Annotated in this window: 21 protein-coding genes; 9 read left to right on the top strand and 12 right to left on the bottom strand. The window is 61.1% G+C overall.

The genetic code is table 11. From position 1 onward, the window contains the following. Window positions 1–45: 45 nt before the first annotated feature. Together eda and edd are read right to left on the bottom strand one after the other, a co-directional pair. Complete coding sequence (eda, locus tag ACTG36_RS14215; protein WP_375281654.1) at window positions 46–687, bottom strand: bifunctional 4-hydroxy-2-oxoglutarate aldolase/2-dehydro-3-deoxy-phosphogluconate aldolase; 642 nt, start codon at window positions 685–687, stop codon at window positions 46–48. A gap of 75 nt (window positions 688–762) precedes the next feature. After that, a complete protein-coding gene (edd, locus tag ACTG36_RS14210; protein WP_375281655.1) occupies window positions 763–2565 on the bottom strand; it encodes a phosphogluconate dehydratase in 1803 nt (600 codons plus the stop codon). A gap of 235 nt (window positions 2566–2800) precedes the next feature. Between edd and ACTG36_RS14205 the strand changes: the two genes are divergently transcribed. From ACTG36_RS14205 to ACTG36_RS14195, 3 genes are read left to right on the top strand one after another with little or no spacing between them, the layout of a single operon-like run. After that, entirely contained in the window at window positions 2801–3442 is a 642-nt protein-coding gene (locus ACTG36_RS14205; protein ID WP_375281656.1) for a DUF6778 family protein, read from the top strand. A 42-nt stretch (window positions 3443–3484) separates the two neighbouring features. After that, the gene (locus ACTG36_RS14200; protein WP_375281657.1) at window positions 3485–4681 is read left to right on the top strand and encodes an RSP_2647 family RNA methyltransferase; all 1197 of its coding nucleotides are present in this window, start codon (window positions 3485–3487) and stop codon (window positions 4679–4681) included. Continuing rightward, window positions 4678–5217: an RSP_2648 family PIN domain-containing protein gene (locus ACTG36_RS14195; protein ID WP_375281658.1), complete on the top strand. Its 540-nt coding sequence runs from the start codon at window positions 4678–4680 to the stop codon at window positions 5215–5217. Before ACTG36_RS14200 ends, ACTG36_RS14195 begins: the two co-directional genes overlap by 4 nt. A gap of 115 nt (window positions 5218–5332) precedes the next feature. Here ACTG36_RS14195 and ACTG36_RS14190 read toward each other — a convergent pair whose 3' ends face one another. The 7 genes from ACTG36_RS14190 to ACTG36_RS14160 form a co-directional block, all read right to left on the bottom strand. Beyond that, window positions 5333–6016 (bottom strand): M48 family metallopeptidase, encoded by a 684-nt coding sequence (locus tag ACTG36_RS14190; protein ID WP_375281659.1) that lies wholly within the window; start codon window positions 6014–6016, stop codon window positions 5333–5335. A 297-nt stretch (window positions 6017–6313) separates the two neighbouring features. Beyond that, window positions 6314–6916 (bottom strand): DedA family protein, encoded by a 603-nt coding sequence (locus ACTG36_RS14185; RefSeq protein ID WP_375281660.1) that lies wholly within the window; start codon window positions 6914–6916, stop codon window positions 6314–6316. Beyond that, window positions 6909–7283 carry a hypothetical protein gene (locus ACTG36_RS14180; RefSeq protein WP_375281661.1) on the bottom strand — a complete coding sequence of 125 codons (375 nt, stop codon included), beginning with the start codon at window positions 7281–7283 and terminating at the stop codon, window positions 6909–6911. Before ACTG36_RS14180 ends, ACTG36_RS14185 begins: the two co-directional genes overlap by 8 nt. Next, on the bottom strand, window positions 7280–8464 hold the full coding sequence (locus ACTG36_RS14175; RefSeq protein WP_375281662.1) for a vWA domain-containing protein: 1185 nt from the start codon (window positions 8462–8464) through the stop codon (window positions 7280–7282). The genes ACTG36_RS14180 and ACTG36_RS14175 overlap by 4 nt, the downstream gene beginning before the upstream one ends. After that, on the bottom strand, window positions 8464–8634 hold the full coding sequence (locus ACTG36_RS14170) for a hypothetical protein (protein WP_375281663.1): 171 nt from the start codon (window positions 8632–8634) through the stop codon (window positions 8464–8466). The genes ACTG36_RS14175 and ACTG36_RS14170 overlap by 1 nt, the downstream gene beginning before the upstream one ends. 4 nt (window positions 8635–8638) lie before the next feature. Continuing rightward, the gene (locus ACTG36_RS14165; protein ID WP_375281664.1) at window positions 8639–10021 is read right to left on the bottom strand and encodes a DUF2927 domain-containing protein; all 1383 of its coding nucleotides are present in this window, start codon (window positions 10019–10021) and stop codon (window positions 8639–8641) included. Window positions 10022–10442: 421 nt separating this feature from the next. Then, window positions 10443–11282: an AAA family ATPase gene (locus ACTG36_RS14160; protein WP_375281665.1), complete on the bottom strand. Its 840-nt coding sequence runs from the start codon at window positions 11280–11282 to the stop codon at window positions 10443–10445. A 195-nt stretch (window positions 11283–11477) separates the two neighbouring features. On the opposite strand from ACTG36_RS14160, the gene dksA reads away from it, so the two are divergent. Beyond that, window positions 11478–11900, top strand: a complete 423-nt coding sequence (gene dksA / locus ACTG36_RS14155; protein WP_375281666.1) for an RNA polymerase-binding protein DksA — start codon at window positions 11478–11480, stop codon at window positions 11898–11900. A 1-nt stretch (window position 11901) separates the two neighbouring features. Next, window positions 11902–13062 carry an FAD-dependent monooxygenase gene (locus ACTG36_RS14150; protein WP_439142685.1) on the top strand — a complete coding sequence of 387 codons (1161 nt, stop codon included), beginning with the start codon at window positions 11902–11904 and terminating at the stop codon, window positions 13060–13062. Between the two features lie 46 nt (window positions 13063–13108). Here ACTG36_RS14150 and xth read toward each other — a convergent pair whose 3' ends face one another. Both xth and ACTG36_RS14140 read right to left on the bottom strand, forming a co-directional pair. After that, window positions 13109–13909 (bottom strand): exodeoxyribonuclease III, encoded by an 801-nt coding sequence (gene xth / locus ACTG36_RS14145; protein ID WP_375281668.1) that lies wholly within the window; start codon window positions 13907–13909, stop codon window positions 13109–13111. Window positions 13910–13981: 72 nt separating this feature from the next. Then, window positions 13982–14308: a HesB/IscA family protein gene (locus tag ACTG36_RS14140; RefSeq protein ID WP_375281669.1), complete on the bottom strand. Its 327-nt coding sequence runs from the start codon at window positions 14306–14308 to the stop codon at window positions 13982–13984. Window positions 14309–14416: 108 nt separating this feature from the next. Between ACTG36_RS14140 and ACTG36_RS14135 the strand changes: the two genes are divergently transcribed. Beyond that, window positions 14417–15580, top strand: coding sequence for a deoxyguanosinetriphosphate triphosphohydrolase (locus ACTG36_RS14135; protein WP_375281670.1), 1164 nt, complete (start codon window positions 14417–14419; stop codon window positions 15578–15580). Here ACTG36_RS14135 and ACTG36_RS14130 read toward each other — a convergent pair. Next, window positions 15577–16683 (bottom strand): hypothetical protein, encoded by a 1107-nt coding sequence (locus tag ACTG36_RS14130; protein ID WP_375281671.1) that lies wholly within the window; start codon window positions 16681–16683, stop codon window positions 15577–15579. The two genes, ACTG36_RS14135 and ACTG36_RS14130, sit on opposite strands and share 4 nt — an antisense overlap. 64 nt (window positions 16684–16747) lie before the next feature. Here ACTG36_RS14130 and argS point away from each other — a divergent pair, with 64 nt between their 5' ends. The 3 genes from argS to ACTG36_RS14115 all read left to right on the top strand — a co-directional run bounded on the left by argS (window position 16748) and on the right by ACTG36_RS14115 (window position 20625). Further along, the gene (gene argS, locus ACTG36_RS14125; protein ID WP_375281672.1) at window positions 16748–18481 is read left to right on the top strand and encodes an arginine--tRNA ligase; all 1734 of its coding nucleotides are present in this window, start codon (window positions 16748–16750) and stop codon (window positions 18479–18481) included. Between the two features lie 123 nt (window positions 18482–18604). Beyond that, a complete protein-coding gene (locus ACTG36_RS14120; protein ID WP_375281673.1) occupies window positions 18605–19636 on the top strand; it encodes an SPOR domain-containing protein in 1032 nt (343 codons plus the stop codon). Beyond that, the gene (locus ACTG36_RS14115) at window positions 19636–20625 is read left to right on the top strand and encodes a glycoside hydrolase family 3 N-terminal domain-containing protein (RefSeq protein WP_375281674.1); all 990 of its coding nucleotides are present in this window, start codon (window positions 19636–19638) and stop codon (window positions 20623–20625) included. The genes ACTG36_RS14120 and ACTG36_RS14115 overlap by 1 nt, the downstream gene beginning before the upstream one ends. Window positions 20626–20644 lie beyond the last annotated feature (19 nt).

Raw genomic sequence — 20644 nt, 5'->3', positions numbered from 1 at the left:
AATACCTAAAACCCGACTGCAAAATCGCGTGCAGCCGGACCGGCTTTAGCGCGGCAGGGCAGCGGCCTCTTTCGCAAGGGCTGTGATCCCCGCCCAATCGCCTGCGGCGACCAGATCCTTGGGCGCAACCCATGATCCGCCGACACACAACGTATTGCTCAGCGACAAATACTCACGCGCATTGGACAGGGACACACCGCCTGTGGGGCAGAATTTCACCTGCGGGATGGGCGCGCCAATCCCTTTGAGGGCCGGTGCCCCGCCATTGGCCTCGGCGGGGAAGAACTTTTGCGTGGTATAGCCGCGCTCCAGCAGCCGCATGGCCTCGGTCGCGGTGGCGGCACCGGGCAGCAAAGGCAGATCATTGGCCTCACACGCATCCAGCAGGCGGTCGGTTGCGCCGGGGGACACGCCGAAGGTGGCACCTGCCTCTTTCGCGGCCTCCACGTCTTTTTCGGTCAGCAAGGTGCCTGCACCCACCACACCACCGTCAATCTTGGCCATTTCGCGGATCACATCCAACGCCGCTGGTGTGCGCAACGTCACTTCGAGCGCGGGCAGGCCACCATCAACAAGGGCTTGGGCCAAGGGTCCCGCAAGGGTTGCGTCATCCACCACAAGGACGGGCACCACAGGGGCGAGGAGGCAAACCTTTGCGGCCAATTCAGAAGCGTGTTCGGGGGTCATGATTTTTTCCTTTCGGGCGGAACCAAAATTCCGGAATTTTGGTCAGTCGCTAAAATTCCGGAATTTTAGCGGGGTTCAAAGAACGACAGCAGCGCCATCGGTGGAGGGACCAACGGTCTGGCGGAACATCTCAAACAGTTCCCGTCCGACGCCGGTGCCATTGCCCGTCAGATCCGCGACAGCGGGCTGGCGGTCGGTCAGGTCGGTCATGCAGGTCAGGCTGCCCGTGGTCGCGTCCAACCGTACAACATCCCCATCGCGCAACAGCGCCAGCGGGCCGCCGTCTGCGGCCTCGGGCGCCACGTGGATCGCGGCGGGCACTTTGCCCGATGCGCCGGACATGCGGCCGTCGGTGACCAAGGCCACCTTCAGCCCACGGTCCTGCAACACGGCCAACGTAGGCGTCAACGAATGCAATTCCGGCATGCCGTTGGATTTGGGGCCTTGGAAGCGAACCACGATGATCACGTCTTCGGTCAGCTCGCCTGCGTTAAAGGCGGCTTTGACGTCATGCTGTTCATGGAACACGCGCACCGGGGCCTCAATAATATGACGTTCAGGGGCCACGGCGGACACTTTGATCACACCACGTCCCAGATTGCCCGACAGCTGGACCAACCCGCCTTGGGGGGCAAAAGGATCGGACGCGGGGCGCAGGATTTTGTCATTCAACGTCTCTTTGGGGCCTGCATCATATGTGATGCGGCCATCGGCGAATTTGGGGTCCTTGGCGTAATGGCTCAACCCCTGGCCGGCCACGGTTTTCACATCGTCATGGAGCAATCCAGCCTCAAGCAGGTTGCCGATCATGAACTGCAAACCGCCTGCCGCGTGGAAGTGGTTCACGTCGGCCAGACCGTTGGGATACACTTTGGCCATCAGCGGTGTCACCGCAGACAGGTCCGAGAAATCCTCAAGATCGAGGATCACGCCCGCCGCCCGCGCCATGGCAGGCAGGTGCAGCACCAGATTTGTCGATCCACCGGTGGCCATCAGCCCCACAAGCCCGTTCACAAAGGCCCGTTCGTCCAGAATATCGGACACGGGCGTGTAGTCATTGCCAAGCGCCGTGATCTCAAGCGCGCGGGTGGTGGCGGCTGTGGTCAGCGCCTCACGCAATTCGGTGTCGGGGTTTACAAAGGACGCACCGGGCAGGTGCATGCCCATGAATTCCATCAACATCTGGTTGGTGTTGGCCGTGCCATAGAACGTACAAGTGCCCGGCCCGTGGTAGGAGGCCATTTCGGCCTTCATCAGCTCAGCCCGGTCGATGTTGCCCTTGGCAAACTCCTGCCGGACCTTGGCTTTTTCATCGTTGGGCAGACCGGATGTCATGGGCCCCGCTGGCACAAACAGCCCCGGAATATACCCAAAGGTCGCGGACGCCATGATCAGGCCGGGCACGATTTTGTCACAGACCCCCAGATACAAAGCGGCGTCAAAGACGTTGTGCGACAGGCCGACACCCGCGGCCAATGCGATCACATCGCGCGAAAACAGGGACAACTCCATACCCGTCTGGCCTTGGGTCACGCCGTCACACATGGCCGGCACACCGCCCGCCACTTGGGCGGTGCCACCGGCGGCGCGGGCGGCCTCGCGGATTTTGGCGGGGTAGGTTTCAAAGGGCTGATGGGCCGACAGCATATCGTTGTAGGCCGTGATGATGCCGATGTTGGGGGCCTTTTCGGCCACCAGTGCATCCTTGTCCTGACCCATTGGCGCATAGGCGTGGGCTTGGTTGCCGCAGGTCAGATGGGCGCGGCGGGGACCATCGGCAACGGCGGCGGCCATACGGTCAAGGTAGGTCTTGCGGGCGCCCTCGGACCGGGCACGGATGCGGTCGGTGACGCGCTCAACGGTTGAATTCAATGTCATGACACACCTTTTTGTCGGATTTGCTGCGCTGGTATCAGATCATGTTTGCGCTAACAATGCCTCAATGCAGGGATTTGAATTGGATTTTAACCGGCTCGTCTGGACCTCTGGGCCATGGTTCAGCCCGACAGATTCCGCGCAATGACCATTCGTTAACCACAATCCTGCCCCGATTTAGAGGGCATATAACCCCATCCAAACGTGAAAAACGACAAGGGCAGAAGCCCCGGAGGGAATGATGAAGGTTTTTAAAGTATCTGCGAAACTGTTCGCACTGGGCGCCGTCAGCGCCGCAATGACAGCCTGTTCCACCGTAGACGTTGTGTCGCGGAACGCGCCGCTTGAAACACCACGTCTGAGCGCCGAGCAGGCCCCACAGGTTCTGCGGGATTATTCTTTGCACTCGATCCGCTTTGCCGTGCCGCAGGACATGACCGTGTCCGAAGCAAATTCCTACTACCCGATCGCTGACATCGTGTGGCGTGGCGACCCGCTGGGCAACCGTGCCGAACAGATCTCCGCGATTTTCCAGACGTCGATCCGTGCTGCAGGCCAAGGCCTGACGGGCGAACGCCCTGTGACCGTGGATGTGGAGCTTGTCCGGTTCCACTCTCTCACTGAACGCACACGGTATTCGGTGGGGGGCGTGCATTCGATCAAGTTCGATCTGACCGTCCGTGACGCGGTGACCGGCGAAGTTCTTGAGACAGCACGCCGTATCGATGGCGATCTGGCAGCCCTGGGTGGCTACGCCGCCCTTGCCGCCGACAATCAGGGGCAGGGCCAAAAGGTGCGTATCACCAATCACCTGACCAATCTATTCTTGCGCGAACTGACCGGTCTGACCGCCGCAGGTGGGGCCCCCGCTGCCTCCTGAGGCCGCTTTCCAAGCACAAATGAACACGGTAAGGGGGCTGTTATGAAACAGCTCCCTTTGCCTATTGTTCGCCTGCGTCCCAACGCAAAACCGCAAGTCATCCGTCACGGGTTCCCGTGGGTCTTTGCCAATGAAATGGTGATGGACCGCCGGACCAAGGGCCTGTCCCATGGTGGCTTGGTCATCTTGGAAGATGCGGAACGCAAGCCGCTGGGGCTGGGCACGATCAACCCCAAGTCCAAGATCGCCGTGCGAATGTTGGACCGCGACACCGAAGCCGTGATTGACCAAGCGTGGTTTGCCGCCCGCATTCAGACAGCACTGGATCACCGTGCGCGGCTGTACCCTGACCCTTTCTACCGTCTGATCCACGCCGAGGCCGACGGCCTGCCGGGCGTCGTAATCGACCGCTTTGGCGATGTGGCGGTGGTCCAACCCAATGCGTCTTGGGCCGACCGGATGTTTGACATGCTCAGCGCGGCCTTGGTTGAGGTGACGGGCTGCACGACCGTCATCAAAAACGGCACGGGCCGTGCGCGGTCCCTTGAGGGTCTGGACGAGGAGATGGCCGTCACCACGGGGCCGGCTCCCAGCGGCCCGATCCCCGTGCCCATGAACGGGGCCACCTATATGGCGGATGTCATGGGCGGGCAAAAGACGGGTTTGTTCTTTGACCAACGGCCCAACCACGCCTTTGCAGCCCAGCTGGCCCACGGCGCGCGGGTCTTGGATGTATTTTCCCACGTGGGTGGGTTTTCCCTTGCTGCACTCGCCGGCGGGGCGGCCAGCGCGCTGGCCGTGGACGGATCAGCGCCCGCGTTGGAACTGGCACAGATCGGGGCGGAGGCTTCGGGCGTGGCTGACCGGTTTGAGACCCGTCAGGGCGATGCCTTTGACGTGTTGGAGGCCTTGGGCAAGGCCAAAGAACGCTTCGATGTGGTCATCTGCGATCCGCCGGCCTTTGCGCCGTCCAAACCGGCCATCGAAAAAGGGATGCGCGCCTATGAACGGGTGGCGCGACTGGCCACACCGTTGGTGAAGGAGGGCGGCTATCTGGTGCTGTGTTCGTGTTCCCATGCCGCAGACCTCAAACGGTTCCGCGATGCATCGGCACGCGGGATCGGCAAGGGCGGCAAACGGGGCATGTTGGTGAATACGGGCTTTGCAGGGCCGGACCATCCTTTGCTGCCACAACTGGCCGAAAGCGGCTACCTTAAGGCGCTGACGTTCCGCCTATGAGGGTGCTGATCGACGCCTGCGTCCTGTTTCCCACGGTCATGCGGGAGGTGGTTTTGGGCGTGGCCGAGCAGGGCCTGTTCGAGCCGCGCTGGTCGCCCCGTATCTTGGAAGAATGGGCGCGGGCCGCGCGCAAGATCGGCCCCGAGGGGGAGACGATTGCGCGCGGCGAAATCGCCCTGTTGAATGCGCGCTTTGCACGGGCAGAGGTGAAGATCCCGCAAGGGATCGAGGCGCGCTTATGGCTGCCGGACACCAACGACATTCATGTGTTGGCCGCTGCTGTGGGCTGTTCTGCGGATGCGATCATGACGGTGAACGCCAAGGATTTCCCAAAGGATATTTTGGGCGACGAAGGGCTGGACCGGATCGATCCGGACGGCTTTTTGATCACGCTGGCGCAAAGTCATCCCGAGGCCGTTCGAACCGCGGGCGAGGCTGTTCTGGATGAGGCGCGGCGCTTGTCCGGTGACACGTGGGAGATGCGCAAACTGATGCGCAAAGCCAGGTTGCCACGGTTGGGCAAACTTTTGGGGTGAGGTTTCGAATTGGCTTCGCCAATCCGATCCGGCTGAGGTCGGAAGGGGGGCCAGCCCCCCGGCCTGCGGCCTCCCCCCGGGATATTTTTGAGACAAAGAAGAGAGGCGCGCGGGGCTAGGACGTCCACTTGGCCTCATTCGCTTCGATCGCGGCGATCCTTTCCGGGGTTTTGGGGTGACTGAGAAGCCACGCCGCCTGCGATGCGCCGCGCGCGCCGGTCAAGGTTTCGAGTTTTTCGAAAAGGGACTTTTGGGGCTGGGTGCCGATGCCCGCCTTGATCATCAAGGCGGAGGCATAAGCATCGGCCTCATATTCATCGGCACGTGACAGGCGCGCCATCAACAACGACATGGCCGCATTTGCGATCAGGGGGCCGAGGCCGGGGATGAACCGCGACAGCACCATGGCCAGCGCGGTCCGCAGGGCGTTCTGGCCGGAAAAGTCGATCATCCGGCGGCGCGAATGGCCCAAAGCGACATGGCCCAATTCATGGGCGATCACGCTGGCCATTTCTTCGGCCGTGACCTCACCCGATTGATATTTCTGGAAAAATCCACGGGTGATAAAGATGCGACCATCGGGGGCGGCAAGGCCGTTGACCGGTTCGACCTCATAAATGTGGACTTTGATGCGCGGGATATCGACGACCTTCGCCATATCTTGCGTCAGGGCGCGCAGCTTGGGATCGGCCAGCTCAGTGCTTTTGGCGTCCAACTCCTTGGCCAGACGCCATGCGGACAGGCGGTACATGATGATGCCGTAGCCGATGGCCAGCAGTATGGGGGCGAATTTTAACATGACCTTGATATGGCGTCCGGGGCCGGGCCACACAAGCGGTTGTAAAATTATGTCACAGAGATCACATTTATTATGATTCAGAGCACCTTTTGTTAAGTATACGCGTTTACGTCTCGTGGGGCCGCAGGAGATGAGTGATGAGTATTTATAAACGATGTGATGACAAAACCGCAGCCGCACCTTGGCGCGCAGCCTATCGGTCGCCCCCGTCCAATGATGTCTTTGATGAGCTGATCGAAAGATTTCGTCAGCAGGATCGGGCGCAAGCTGCGTCCAAGGGCAATTGAGCCAGGCCCGCTAGGCGGGCGCTGCCCGATGGCGCGCCGCACGCAAAAGCCACAGGCCCAATAGGACCACCACGACAAGGGCTGTCACCGCGCCGCTGGCATTGCCCAGAAGGCTTGCCAATGCGGTTATGTTGTCGGCAAAGCTGAAGCCGAGCCCGACGTAGATCGACACCCAGACGACTTCACCGGCCATGCCCCACGCCACGAACCGCCCCCAGCTGAATTTCGTCAATCCGCAGACGTAGTTCATCGTGGGGCCTAAGGGTGCAAATAGCCAACAGGTCAGAAACACAGATGGGCCGCCGCGACGATCCAGAATATCGCCGGCCTTTGTTTTCAGCGCGCGACGTCTGTCGTTCTGGTCGATCCAATCGGACGCGCGCTGGCCCAAGCGGCGCGCGATCCAATAGCCCGTGTTGTCGCCCAGCACCGCCCCCGTGAATGCGGCCACGGCCACAGCGATCAATGACAGATCCCCTGCGGCGGCGAACCCGCCAGCGGCCATCATCAACAAGGAGGAGGGGACCGGTACGGCAAGGCAGCTGAGAAACGTCACCAGAAAAACGATCGGCACGCCGTAGTCGGCCACAAGGGACAGGGCAATTTCACCCATCGGTTTGACCTTGCCGATTTTGACGGTCTTCTTCGAAGGCCGTTTTGGCGGTGTCGATGCGGCTTTGCAGATCGTCCATGGTCATATCGTTCTGTGTCGCGATGTCGGACAGACGAATGCGCGGGGGATCTTCGCCGCGGGTGATCATCAACGCATCGGCCACCACATCGCGGGGTAAGTGATAGGATTGGCCCACGTAGCGTGGCGTCATCCACCCTGCCAGCGGCTGATCCTGATGGGCGGGGTCCATCCAATAGACCGCGGCGGCCAAGGTCGTGATCCCGAAATAGGCCAGCGCCCCAAGGGCTGCGACAAAGGCCAGCAGCGCCAAACGGTGTTCGGCCCAAAGATGACTGATCGCTGTCATGTGAGGATTTTCATCCCCCGTTCGATGCCGTGCAGTGTCATGGGAACCATACGGTCTTGTCCAAATATGCCTTGGATCATCTGCACCGATTGGGTGAACCGCCAGTAGCGGTCAGGCAGCGGGTTGAGCCATAGATGATTGGGCCATTGGTCCCGCGCGCGTTCCAGCCAGACCTGTCCGGCCTCGGCGTTCCAGTGTTCATTTGCCCCGCCGGGGTAAGCGACCTCATAGGGGGACATCGACGCGTCGCCTACGAAAATACATTTGTAATCAGACCCATAGGTGCGCAGCACATCCCACGTGGGGGTCTGTGCATCCCACCGGCGGCGGTTGTCGCGCCACACGCCTTCGTACAGGCAGTTGTGAAAGTAGAAGTGTTCAAGATGCTTGAATTCGGATTTTGCGGCCGAAAACAGCTCTTCCACCAGTTTGATATGTGGGTCCATGGAACCGCCAACGTCGAGAAACAACAACACCTTCACGGCATTTCGCCGCTCTGGTCTTGTTTGTACGTCGAGGTAGCCGTTTTCCGCCGTGGCGCGGATGGTGCCATTCAAATCCAGTTCATCCGCCGCCCCATCGCGGGCCCAACGGCGCAGCCGTTTCAGGGCGACCTTGATGTTGCGGGTGCCGATTTCGACAGTGTCATCCAGATTGCGGAATTCGCGTTTGTCCCAGACTTTGACGGCGCGTTGGTGGCGGCTTTCGGATTGGCCGATGCGCACCCCTTCGGGATTGTAGCCATAGGCGCCAAAAGGGGAGGTGCCGGCGGTGCCGACCCATTTGGACCCGCCTTGATGGCGGCCCTTTTGCTCTTCCAGCCGTTTTTTGAGGGTCTCCATCAGCTTGTCGAACCCGCCCAAGGCCTCAATCTCAGCTTTTTCTTCGGCGCTGAGGTGCTTTTCGGCCATCTTTTCCAGCCACTCTTGCGGGATGTCCACGGCCTCAAGCACATCATCGGCGCTGATGGCGTCCAAGCCTTCGAAGCTGGCGGCGAAGGCGCGATCGAATTTGTCGATGTTGCGTTCGTCCTTGACCATGCAGGTGCGGGCCAGAAAGTAGAAGGCTTCGATGTCGTAGGTCGCCAGCCCTGCGTCCATCCCTTCCAGAAAGGTCAGATATTCGCGCAAGGACACCGGAACGCCACCCCTTCGAAGCTGATCGAAGAAGGGCAGGAACATCAGACGTACTGGCGGGTGATGATGATGGCGATGAACAGGCCGATGACGCCAAAGATCATCGCAAAGACGGCCCCCCATTGGGCCATGTCAGCGGCTTTTCCGCCGCGCTGTTTGGCCCGAAACGCCCCCAACAATGCTCCGATTACAAGGCCGCCGAGGGGGTAGATCATGGGGTCAGGTTCCTTTGAGTGGGTTGAGCGACGCGATCTCTCGAAGGCGGGCGCGCACGTTTGCATCTGTCCCGAATCCGTACCGCGCCCAACCCAGAGAGTCCATGCGCACCGCTGTCGCAGCGGCCGGTTGCCCGAGCATATCCAGCGCCTCGGCTTTGAACATCATCAAGGTGGCCAAAAGGGCTGCGTTTTCATGTGCGGCCGCCACCGGCATGGCACCTTCCACAAGGTTCAGGACGTTTTCACCATCGCCAGATGACAAGGCAAAGGCCGCCAGTTGGACCGACACATGGGCGGCGTGCAGGCGGGTTTCGGAGGACCGGTTGTAGATCGTCAGCGCGCGGTTGAAAGCGGCCAGCGCGATTGTGCTGTCATGGCCCACGTTCAGGCGTCCAAAGGCATAATTGGCAAATCCTGTGCGGGGCCCCGCCCAATTCAGCGCGCCTGCGGTGCTGACCGCCTGCAAGGCCGCCGACCGGCGGCGGGTCGCGGTGGACCCTGCGGTCAACGCGATTTCCATGTTGTTGATCCAGTCGCGGGTGGTGTCATTTTGCGGCCGGGGCTGGCGGCCTTCGCCTGCTGGGTTCAACCGCGCCAGAACAGGGCCCAAACGGGCCGCGACCTGACCGCGTGTCATGCCGTTTTGCAGCGCTGGGTCATAATAGGCGCGCAGGATCAGCATGTCGAAAGAGGTCAGCACCGCGTGGATGTTGTCATCGTTGAAGACAGAATCTGACAGACGGTAAAGGTCGTTGAGAGGGCCGAGCGCCTGTGCAAGTTCTTCGTGCAGGCAGTCGCGGATTTCTTGCGGGGCCACGTCAGACGGCACAAACACCGCCGCGCGGTCGCGACGTTCCAATGTTGTCCAATCCACGGTTGGCGTGCGGCGCACGGTCTTGAATTCGTCCCATGACGACACGCGCGGGACCACAAAACAGGCCGCACGGGGCACTGCCGCGTTCAGGACACTGCGCGGGATCGCCTCAACCGTGATGGAAGCATTGGCCGCACCGGTCATGAAGATGTCGATGTTGGCCTCAGACCGCAGACGGCCCAGCAGAGCGCGCAGATCAGGTGTCAGGCTTGGGGGGATATCGCCTGTCACGCGGACAGAAATCGGGGCTTCGAACCGCGTGAGGCGGGACACGACACGGCCACTTTCCATCCGAAAAGCCAGATCCATGAAATCTTTGCCAACTTCACGGTTGGACCGGGTCGGCGTTGTCACACGGTTGCCCGCAAAGCGGTTCATCGGGGGCAGGGCGTCTTGCAGGCCCAACGTTCGGGTCGGCAAAGTTGGCCCCAGATTGGACGGGGGCACCGGCGTACAGGCCGTCATGAGCATAATCGAAAGCGCCAACAGGCGCCGGAACGTACGGTTCATAGCGCCCTCCGACAGGGGGCGCGTCCAGACGGGGCGTAGGGGTCCATACCGGAGGGGTCAACGCAATCGGCGCTGGCCTTTGAAAAGGTCAGTTCTTCGGTCCACACCTGTCCCACCCGCGCATCTTTGGCACGGGATCCTTGGTGCATGGCGACCGGCATTTTTGCCTTGGTCAACTCTGCTCTCCTTATGTCTCAGCCGGAAACCTGCCAGTCGACTGAGGCCCGAGTTGGGGCAGAATTGGGCAATTCCGCGACCAGATATCGGACAAGGAGGATTAAACGAGAGGAAAGCGCCTTAATTCACGGTCTTTTTCCACGTCGCGTGGAAATGGGGGGCGGGTGTGATTCAAAAGACTCAATAGGTTAGTGGCCACACCAAAGGCAGCCACCAGATGTTGATTGTGCTAGGTGCAGACCGTCTAGCGCCCGCTGCGCGCCATAAACGCCAGCCGTTCAAACAAATGCACGTCCTGTTCGTTCTTCAGCAACGCGCCATGCAGCTTGGGCAGCGCTGAAGCCCCGTCACGTTTGAGGTCTTCAGCGTCCAGATCTTCGGCCAGCAACAGTTTCAGCCAATCCAGCACTTCGGACGTGGACGGCTTTTTCTTCAGGCCCTGCTGTTCGCGGATTTCATAGAACTGGGTCAGCGCGGTCGTCAACAAAGCGTCCTTGATGCCTGGATGATGGACCTCGACGATCTGGCGCATCGTATCCATGTCGGGAAAACGGATGTAGTGGAAAAAGCAGCGCCGCAGGAACGCATCGGGCAGTTCTTTTTCGTTGTTGGACGTGATGATCACGATGGGGCGGTGTCGGGCCGCGATCGTTTCACCGGTCTCATAGACATGGAATTCCATCCGGTCGAGTTCTTGCAAAAGATCGTTGGGAAATTCGATGTCCGCCTTGTCGATCTCATCAATCAACAACACGACGCGGCCCTCGGCCTCGAACGCCTGCCAAAGTTTGCCCTTCTTGATGTAATTGCCCACATCATGGACCTTTTCGTCGCCCAACTGGCTGTCCCGCAACCGGCTGACGGCGTCATATTCGTACAAGCCCTGCTGGGCTTTCGTGGTGGATTTGATGTTCCATTCATACATCGGCAAGCCTAGGGCGGCACTCACCTGGCGGGCCAGTTCCGTTTTGCCCGTACCCGGTTCGCCTTTGACCAGCAGGGGACGCTCCAACGTGACGGCGGCATTGACCGCAACGGTCAGATCGTCGGTCGCGACATAGGTCTCGGTTCCGGTAAAGCGCATGGGGCGGCCCTTTTGTGGTTTGCAGTGCGGGGGCGACCGTATCACTTCGAATACGACCTTCAAGCCATGAAAAATTGGTCGTGAAGGGGGGGTGACAGCGGCAACCGTTGGTAGTAATGCAAGCGCGATAGAGGGAGCCTGATATTGTCACAGCCAACTGACAGCCATTCACGCCCCGCTGCTGAGGGAGCGAACATGAAAGCCGAAACATTCCTGCCAGATGATTACCGTCCGGCCGAAGACGAACCGTTCATGAACGACAACCAGCTGGAATATTTCCGGCGCAAACTGCTCGCATGGCGGTCCGACATTCTGGAAGACAGCCGCGACACGATTGAGGCCATGAAAGGTGCGACCCGCAATATCCCCGATATTGCCGACCGTGCGTCCGAAGAAACCGACCGCGCGCTGGAACTGCGCACGCGGGACCGTGAACGCAAACTGGTCGCCAAGATCGACGCCGCATTGCGCCGGATCGAAGAAGGCGAATTCGGCTATTGCGACGTCACGGGGGAGCCTATTTCCCTCAAACGTCTCGATGCGCGTCCCATCGCCACCATGAGCCTTGAGGCACAGGAACGTCACGAACGCCGCGAAAAAGTGCACCGCGACGACTGACGTGACGGCCCAGACTGAAATTTTGCAGCGCGGCGGTTCCAATCGGGGCCGCCGCGTTTGCGTTGTGGGCGGCGGGATCGGCGGGCTGACCACCGCGTTGGCCTTTGCGAGATCCGGCGCGCGGGTTGAGGTGTTTGAACAGGCCGAGGCGCTGGGCCGTGTCGGTGCAGGTATTCAGATCACCCCCAATGGTGCGCGCGCGTTGGAGGCTTTGGGCCTGCGCGACGCGTTGGATGCGGCCAGCCTGACCGCGCAGGCCGTGCAGCCCATGGATGCGCGGGCAGGGCGGGCGGTGACGCGGTTCGATCTGTCACAGCTGGGCGGGCCGCCCTACCGGTTCTTTCACCGCGCTGATTTGATTGACGTTTTGGCCGAGGGCTGCCGCGCCGCAAGCGTGCAGCTGCATCTGGGCACGAAGGTTGATGCCGCCACCTGTGAGGGCGATATTGTGGTGGGGGCCGAGGGCATCCATTCACCCACGCGGGCCGCGTTGAACGGCCCCCGCGACCCGTTCTTTACAGGTCAGGTCGCGTGGCGTGCGATTGTCGACGCCCCGGAAGCGGAGGCTGTGGCCCAAATCTGGATGGCACCGAAACGGCACGTGGTGACCTACCCTTTGCCGGGCGGGCGGTTGAACGTTGTAGCCGTTCAGGAACGCGACACTTGGGCGGCGGAAGGCTGGGCGCATCGCGATGATCCCGCCAATCTGCGACAGGCTTTCGGGGACGTTTGCGCGCCCTTGCAGGACATCTTGGGCCGCGTCACGGACACCCATCTGTGGGGGCTGTTCCGCCATGAGGTCGCCAATGTCTGGGCGCGGGATAACACGGCCCTGATCGGCGACGCGGCACATCCGACACTTCCGTTTCTGGCGCAGGGGGCGAATCTGGCCATCGAAGACGGGTTCATCCTTACGCGCTGTTGCGACGGGGCGGCGTCTGTGGACGCCGCATTCGCAGCCTATCAGGCCGCGCGAAACCCGCGCGTGCGTCGCGCTATTGCGGCGGCCAATGCCAACGCGCGGAACTATCATTTGTCGGGACCGGCGCGGATCGTGGCCCATATGGGTTTGAAAACACTGGGGTATATTGCGCCGAAGGCGTTCTTGCAGCAGATGGATTGGCTTTACGGCTACGACGCGACGTCTGACGACGCTGTTTGAGGCGCCGCCTCAAATGCGCCCCGCCCCCCGTCCCGCCAGTGTCCGGTCAGGCGTTCAGATCGACCCAGACGGGGACATGGTCTGAGGGTTTTTCGCGCCCGCGTACTTCGCTTTCGATCCAGCAGTCTTGCAGCAGGTCAGCGCATTGATGTGACAGCAAAAAGTGATCGATCCGAATGCCATCGTTCCGGTCCCATGCACCGGCCTGATAATCCCAGAACGAATAGTGGCCGGGGCCGTGGTGGCGGGCGCGAAACGCCTCTGTCAGGCCAAGGTTCAGCAGGCGACGGAAGGCCGCGCGGCTGTCGGGGCGAAACAGCGCGTCATCGGTCCAAGCCTCGGGGCGTTTGGCGTCTTCGGGTTGGGGGATGATGTTGTAATCGCCCGCCATCAAAAACGGTTCTTCGAGGGCGATCAACGCCTCCGCCCGGGTCTTGAGCCGGTCCATCCAGCGCAATTTGTAGTCGTATTTGGGGCCGGGTGCGGGGTTGCCGTTGGGCAGGTACAGGCCGCAAATGCGGATCGCTCTGTCGCCCATAACCGTGGCCTCGATATAGCGGGCCTCGATGTCGTCTTCGTTGTCGCGCCCGGTGCCTTCGCCGCCTGGCAGGCCACGCGTGACATCTTCAAGCGGAAGTTTGGACAGGATCGCCACCCCGTTAAAGCCCTTTTGGCCGTGGGTTTCGACGATATATCCCATGTCTTCAAAGTGTTGGCGGGGAAAGCCTTCGTCGACGGATTTGATTTCCTGCAAGATCGCAACATCCGGCTGGGAGCCTTCCAACCACTCCGTCAACGCCCCGATGCGTGCCTTGATGCCGTTGATGTTGAATGTCGCGATTTTCATGACGGGCCCCTTTGATCTGGGTCTGTTTTGACCGGTTGTCGGGGCGAAAACAAGCGTCCGGTTTGGGCGACCCTACATCGAGAAACTGACGCCGCACCCGCAGGAGCTGGAGGCGTTGGGGTTTTCGATCACAAAGCGCGCACCGATGAGTTCTTCGGTGAAGTCGATCGTCGCATCGGCCAGAAAGGGCAGGGAGACGCTGTCGATGACCACCTTTTCACCGGCCCCTTCGAGGACCAGATCGTCGTCCTTGGGGGCGTCCAGATCAATTTCGTATTGAAAGCCAGAACAGCCGCCGCCCTCCACGGCGATGCGCAGCGCTTTGCCGGAGGCCTGCGCGCCAATCTCAGCAAGGCGTTCGAAGGCGCGGGGGGTTACTTTGGGAGGTAACGTCAACATTCTTGCAACCTTTTCATGGTCAGACTGGCCTTACGGGACCAACACGCAATATAGGGAGGGCAGGCAGGGGCGACAAGGCAGGTTGCCCGCAATCAAAAGGGACACAGGATGGCGGCACCATACGCGTGCAGTCCGGCGCAGACGCGCGGACGGTTGTATCCAGAAGAAGAAAGCGCATTTCGGTCGCCGTTTCAAAGAGATCGGGACAGGATCATCCATGCCTCCGCGTTCCGGCGATTGAAACACAAGACGCAGGTCTTTGTTGAACATGAGGGCGATTATTTCCGCACGCGGCTGACCCATTCCATTGAGGTCGCACAGGTTGCCCGCACGATTTCGGGCGCTTTGGGCCTGAATGCAGAACTGACGGAGGCTGTGGCACTGGCCCATGATCTGGGCCACACGCCCTTCGGGCACACCGGTGAGGATGCGCTTGCGGCCTTGATGGCGCCTTATGGTGGGTTTGATCACAACGCGCAGGCGATCCGTATCGTCACATCGCTTGAGAGGCATTATGCCGATTGGGACGGGCTGAACCTGACGTGGGAAACCTTGGAGGGGATCGCAAAGCACAACGGCCCCGTGGTCACTGGGGGGGAGGGCGACGCCGTTCCTTATGCGTTGGAGGATTACAACCAGCGCCACGATCTGGAATTGCACACCCACGCCAGCGCCGAGGCGCAGGTGGCGGCTTTGTCCGATGACATCGCCTACAACCACCATGACATTCACGACGGACTGCGCGCAGAGCTGTTTGGCACAGACGATCTGTTGCAGCTGCCCATTGTGGGCGATTGTTTTCGCGAGGTGGACGCGCGGTATCCCGGCCTTGATAAATATCGCCGTCGGCATGAGGCGCTGCGCCGTTTCTTTGGGGTTCTAGTGGAGGACGTGATTGGCGTGACGCAGGCCAATCTGGCGCAACTGGGCCCCCAGACCTGCGCCGATGTGCGCGGGGCGGGGCGGATGATGGCGCAGTTTTCGCCAGCACTTTGGGCGGACCTCAAGGTTGTGCGCAGCTTTCTGTTTACGCAGATGTACCGCGCGCCGAGCGTCGTGAAAATGCGCCGCGATGTGACCCAAGTGGTTGAGGATTTGTTTCCTCTGTTCATGTCCAGCCCCGAACATCTGCCGCAGGCGTGGCGCAAGGACGTGGCGGCCGCCAAGGATGAAACGGCCCTTGCGCGGATTGTCAGCGATTACATCAGCGGTATGACCGATCGCTTCGCGCTGGAAACCCACAGCCGGTTGGTGGGCGGCGGCGGGGGCTAGCCGGTGTTGGTGCGGCGTAGGACCGTGATCATCCCCAGATAAAGCACCACGAAGAGGCCGACCCAAAGCGAGGCCAAGACGTTTTCGCGCGCAAAAGCTTCTGGATAATCGGCGTAAAAGACAGGCTGGCCGCTGAGCCCAAGGAAGATCAAAGGCACGATCCACAGCGCCATGGCCCCTGCAATGACCGGCGCGGTCAGCCAGATCACTGTCATTGGGAGACGTGTGGGGCCTGGATAAAGGATCAGGGCGGGCAGCGCGAAAAAGCCGAGGCCCAGTGGAAAAATATAGAGGATCGCGACATCCGTCATGGTCCGCTCAAACCCGAACGACGGCAAAGCCGTCACGGCGACCAAAATACCGCCCAAGGCCGCCATCATCCCCAAGGTCATGACAATCAGCCATGCGGGGGGCTCATCCGTGATGCGGACGCTGGCCGCCGCCAGAAAGGGCAACACCGCAAGAACGTACACCGACAGCATGAAAATCAGCGGCGTCTCACGCGGCATTTGATAGATCAACACGCTGCACCCGATAATGAGGGGCGCGCCTGTGGCACCGATCCAGCGCAAACCCGGTTCGCCACCCAGCATCACGTAGCACGCCATCAACAGGACGCCCGCCGCCGGAAGCAGCATAAGACTGGCGAAGGCCGCCTGTTCGCCACCGAGAAGCCGGTCCACAAGGGAGGGCCCGAAGGACGCGGCGACCGACTGGGCAGGGTCACGCAGGCTGTCGGGCAGATATAAGGTCCATCCCGCCGCAGCGACTTCGCCCGTGTCCGGTCCCAACAGGGACATCACCAGCATCGCGACCATCGACAGGCTGAACACCAGCCCGATGATCAGTGTCGGCGTGGCGAACAACGCGCCGCGCGCGCGGGCTTTGGCCGCCATGGTCGTGCCCAATAGAGTGATCGTCAAATAGGCGGTCAGCCCGTGCAACGCGGATGTTTTGACAAATGCCGTGCCGTTCGCGTCGCCCATCGGTGTGGTCAAAAGGGGCGACAGGCCGGGCTGCGCCAGCTCCGCCCGGACCAACACCGCCGTCAGTGTGGCGACCATGGCAGCCAGGGCCGTAAAGAAAAAGAGGATGCGGGGCATGGGTAAGGCTCGTTGACGTCTGTTGTCACAGTGCTAAACGGACGGTTGATTGAAAGGAAGTGTCATGAACCTGTTTGCTGATATCCGTGCCTTGGTTGTGGATTGTCTTGAAACGATGACCGCTGAGGGCGCGTTGCCCGAGGGGTTGTCGTTCGACAACGTCACGGTGGAGCCGCCACGCGATGCGGCCCACGGGGATATGGCGACCAATGCAGCGATGGTTCTAGCCAAGCCTGCGAAGTCCAAACCCCGCGACATTGCCGAAAGCTTGGCCGCAAAGCTGGCCGCAGATGCGCGCGTGGCATCTGCGGATGTGGCAGGACCAGGGTTTTTGAACCTGCGGCTGGCACCGGATGTCTGGGGCGATGTGGTGCGCGCGGCCCTTACGGATGCCGATTTTGGCAAGTCCGACATGGGCGCAGGCAAGTCCGTGAACGTGGAATATGTCTCCGCGAACCCCACTGGCCCGTTGCATGTGGGCCACACGCGGGGCGCCATTTTCGGCGATGCTTTGGCGTCTTTGCTGGAGTACGCAGGTTTTGATGTGACGCGTGAATATTACATCAACGACGGGGGCGGGCAGGTCGATGTGGTCGCCCGGTCCGTCTATTTGCGCTACCTTGAGGCCCACGGCCAAGAGGTCACGTTTGAGGACGGCACATACCCCGGTGAATATCTGATCGCCGCAGGAGAGGCGCTGAAAGACAAAGTCGGCGATGCCTATGTGGGCAAGAACGAAGACGTCTGGCTGGCCGATGTTCGGGTCTTTGCCACGGACGCGATGATGGATCTGGTGCGGGAGGATCTGGCGTCTTTGGGCATCAAGATGGATGTGTTTTTCAGCGAGAAATCCTTGTACGGCACGGGCCGGATTGAACAGGCGATTGATGATCTCAAAGCCAAGGACCTGATCTATTGGGGGTCGTTGAAGCCACCAAAAGGCAAGCTGCCCGATGACTGGGCACCACGGGAACAATGGCTGTTCAAATCCACCGAATTTGGCGATGACGAAGACCGCGCTGTGCAAAAGGGCGACGGTGCTTGGACATATTTTGCGCCCGACATCGCGTACCATTTTGATAAGTTTACCAGAGGCTTCGACGCCCTAATTGATGTATTCGGCGCCGATCACACGGGCTATGTCAAACGGATGAAGGCGGCAGTTGCCGCGCTGTCAGGTGGCCAGGTGCCGCTGGACATCAAGCTCGCGCAGATCGTGCGTTTGTTCAAAGACGGGTCCGAGTTCAAGATGTCCAAACGGGCGGGGACCTTTATCACCGTGCAGGATTTGGTGGACGAAGTGGGTAAGGACGTCGCGCGGTTCATCATGCTGACGCGCAAGAACGACACGCCGTTCGATTTCGATTTTGACAAGGTCACGGAACAGTCAAAGGACAACCCTGTGTTCTACGTCCAATACGCCCACGCGCGGGTTCATTCCGTGCTGCGTAAGGCGGCAGATGCAGGAATTGATACATCCGATCTGGCGGCGGCTGATCTGTCGCTGGCCACCCATGAGGCGGAAATTGCGCTGGCCGCGAAGGCTGCGGAATGGCCGCGTGTGGTGGAAATTGCGGCGCGGACGAATGAACCGCACCGGATTGCGCTGTACCTCTATGACCTCGCGTCCGAACTTCACGGGCTGTGGAACCGGGGCAATGATGATCTGTCCTTGCGGTTCATTCAGGACGATGTGGCGGCCTCACAGGCGAAAATCGCCCTCATCCGGGCCGTTTCCGTTGTAATTTCCCACGGCTTGGGTATTCTCGGCGTCACTCCGGCAGAAGAGATGCGCTAAAGCGCACGATTGCGGTCGGGGGAAAGGCAGGCGCCCATGGCGTCGACATATATGTGATCGAGCAGATTGCATGATATCGGTTCAAACAATGACGGCACATAAGTGCTGCGCAGTGAGGCGGACATGGCAGATTTTACGGCAGGCCCGAACGGGGCCAATGCAGGGATTCCCGCAGGAAATTATGTGAACATCGCAGCGGCGGCGGTGTCCATCGCGCTGATTGGTGGCGTGGGCATCTGGGGCTATAAGCTGTTGATGCGCGACGTCACGGGCGTGCCCGTGGTCAAGGCCATGGCAGGCGACATGCGCGTCGCCCCTGAAAACCCCGGCGGTGAGATCGCGTCGAACGTCGGCCTGTCCGTCAATTCCGTACCCGCCGATGGCGGGGCCGCAGAACCCGAGGACCGCTTGGTGCTGGCCCCCAGTGGTGTGGGTCTTGAGGCCGAGGACCTTGAAGTCACCCCCGTGGCTGAGGCCGCTGAGGTCTCCCCCGTGCCAGCGCCCGAAATCGCCGCCGCCGTGCAGGCCACGCTGGAGGTAGATGAGGCCGAGGTTCCAACACTTGCCGCGACCACCACGCCGGTCGACCCATCGACCCCTTTGACGGCTGAGGATGTGTTGGCGTTGGCCGACCAGATTGCCGCCGGTGCAGCCCCCCTGACCGATCTTGAGGCTGGCGAAACCGCCCCGATCGAAGTCGCGGTCAACGGCGTTGTCGTGGACCCCGATGTTATTCCGGACGCAGTGCCCGGCGTGCGCCGCTCCCCGCGGCCGAGCGCGCGGCCTGCGGTTGCGGCGGCAGTGGCCCAGCCTGCGACCCCGACCGCAGCGGCAGCCACCGTTGCGCCCACTCCAGCGGCCACGCCTGCCGTGTCCGCCGAAGTCACATCCGCCGCACTGCCCGTGGGCACCAAGCTGGTGCAACTGGGCGCGTTCGACAGTCCCGAAATCGCAGCTTCCGAATGGGGTCGTCTGACGGGCCGTTTCCCTGAATTCTTCGACGGCAAGGATCAAGTGATCCAGCAGGCGTCATCGGGTGGGCGGACGTTCTTCCGTCTGCGGGCGATGAATTTTGCCGACCTCAACGATGCGCGCCGGTTTTGTGCGGCCATGTCCGCCGAAGGGGCGCCCTGTATTCCTGTCGTGGTCCGCTGATGGCCTTTGGCGCCGCGATCCTCGGGCCCGAAGGGCTTGAGATAACCGATTGGGAACGCGCCTTTTTTCGGGATTTTAAACCGTTCGGTTTTATCCTGTTTGCGCGCAACGTGGACAGCCCCGACCAGCTGCGCAAACTGTGCGACGATCTGCGCGATGCGGCGGGCCATGAGGCCATTATTCTTGTCGATCAAGAAGGGGGCCGCGTGCAACGGCTGCGTGCACCTCACTGGCGGCAATGGCTCTCCCCGATGGAACATATGGAGGTGGCAAGCGACCCCATCCGCGCCATGTGGCTGCGCTACCGTTTGATTGCCGAAGAATTGCGCGCCGTGGGGATCGACGGCAACTGTGCGCCTTGTGCCGATATCGCAGGCCGCGTGACACACCCGTTTCTGCGCAACCGGTGTTATGGCAACGACGCAGTGACCGTCATGGACGCCGCGCGCACGGTCGCCGAGGCCCATCTGGCGGGCGGTGTTCTGCCCGTGGCCAAACATATCCCCGGACACGGGCTGGCGTCTGTGGACAGCCACAAGGACCTGCCGCGCGTGACGGCCCCGCGTGCGTTCCTTGATGCACAGGATTTCGCCCCGTTTCGGGGGCTGGCCGATCTGCCCATGGGCATGACCGCACATATTGTCTACGACGACATTGATCCCGATCACCCCGCCACCACATCGCGCACCATGATCGACGTCATCCGCTATGATATCGGCTTTGGCGGGTTGTTGATGACCGACGACATCTCAATGGAGGCGCTTGACGGCGATGTTGCCACGCGCAGCCGTGCGTCTCTTGCGGCAGGCTGCGACGTGGTCTTGCATTGCAACGGCAAGGCCCCTGAACTGACCGCTGTGGCCGACGCCGTGGGTGTGATGACCGATGCGGCACACGCCCGCGCAGAGGCCGCCCTCACATGGCGCAAAGCACCAACGCCCGTTGACATTGGCGCGCTTGCGGAAGAACTTGACGACCTTATGAATTAGGGTCGTTTCAGGGACCCGT

This window comes from Pseudooctadecabacter sp. (assembly GCF_965657175.1).
Classification (GTDB): Bacteria; Pseudomonadota; Alphaproteobacteria; order Rhodobacterales; family Rhodobacteraceae; genus Octadecabacter.
This window is presented reverse-complemented; position numbering and strand designations above follow the sequence as displayed.

Bases quoted from the DNA above. Each gene is read 5' to 3' on its own strand.
- eda (WP_375281654.1), bottom strand. From the start codon at position 687: ATGACCCCCGAACACGCTTCTGAATTGGCCGCAAAGGTTTGCCTCCTC.
- edd (WP_375281655.1), bottom strand. From the start codon at position 2,565: ATGACATTGAATTCAACCGTTGAGCGCGTCACCGACCGCATCCGTGCC.
- ACTG36_RS14205 (WP_375281656.1), top strand. From the start codon at position 2,801: ATGATGAAGGTTTTTAAAGTATCTGCGAAACTGTTCGCACTGGGCGCC.
- ACTG36_RS14200 (WP_375281657.1), top strand. From the start codon at position 3,485: ATGAAACAGCTCCCTTTGCCTATTGTTCGCCTGCGTCCCAACGCAAAA.
- ACTG36_RS14195 (WP_375281658.1), top strand. From the start codon at position 4,678: ATGAGGGTGCTGATCGACGCCTGCGTCCTGTTTCCCACGGTCATGCGG.
- ACTG36_RS14190 (WP_375281659.1), bottom strand. From the start codon at position 6,016: ATGTTAAAATTCGCCCCCATACTGCTGGCCATCGGCTACGGCATCATC.
- ACTG36_RS14185 (WP_375281660.1), bottom strand. From the start codon at position 6,916: ATGGGTGAAATTGCCCTGTCCCTTGTGGCCGACTACGGCGTGCCGATC.
- ACTG36_RS14180 (WP_375281661.1), bottom strand. From the start codon at position 7,283: ATGACAGCGATCAGTCATCTTTGGGCCGAACACCGTTTGGCGCTGCTG.
- ACTG36_RS14175 (WP_375281662.1), bottom strand. From the start codon at position 8,464: ATGTTCCTGCCCTTCTTCGATCAGCTTCGAAGGGGTGGCGTTCCGGTG.
- ACTG36_RS14170 (WP_375281663.1), bottom strand. From the start codon at position 8,634: ATGATCTACCCCCTCGGCGGCCTTGTAATCGGAGCATTGTTGGGGGCG.
- ACTG36_RS14165 (WP_375281664.1), bottom strand. From the start codon at position 10,021: ATGAACCGTACGTTCCGGCGCCTGTTGGCGCTTTCGATTATGCTCATG.
- ACTG36_RS14160 (WP_375281665.1), bottom strand. From the start codon at position 11,282: ATGCGCTTTACCGGAACCGAGACCTATGTCGCGACCGACGATCTGACC.
- dksA (WP_375281666.1), top strand. From the start codon at position 11,478: ATGAAAGCCGAAACATTCCTGCCAGATGATTACCGTCCGGCCGAAGAC.
- xth (WP_375281668.1), bottom strand. From the start codon at position 13,909: ATGAAAATCGCGACATTCAACATCAACGGCATCAAGGCACGCATCGGG.
- ACTG36_RS14140 (WP_375281669.1), bottom strand. From the start codon at position 14,308: ATGTTGACGTTACCTCCCAAAGTAACCCCCCGCGCCTTCGAACGCCTT.
- ACTG36_RS14135 (WP_375281670.1), top strand. From the start codon at position 14,417: ATGGCGGCACCATACGCGTGCAGTCCGGCGCAGACGCGCGGACGGTTG.
- ACTG36_RS14130 (WP_375281671.1), bottom strand. From the start codon at position 16,683: ATGCCCCGCATCCTCTTTTTCTTTACGGCCCTGGCTGCCATGGTCGCC.
- argS (WP_375281672.1), top strand. From the start codon at position 16,748: ATGAACCTGTTTGCTGATATCCGTGCCTTGGTTGTGGATTGTCTTGAA.
- ACTG36_RS14120 (WP_375281673.1), top strand. From the start codon at position 18,605: ATGGCAGATTTTACGGCAGGCCCGAACGGGGCCAATGCAGGGATTCCC.
- ACTG36_RS14115 (WP_375281674.1), top strand. From the start codon at position 19,636: ATGGCCTTTGGCGCCGCGATCCTCGGGCCCGAAGGGCTTGAGATAACC.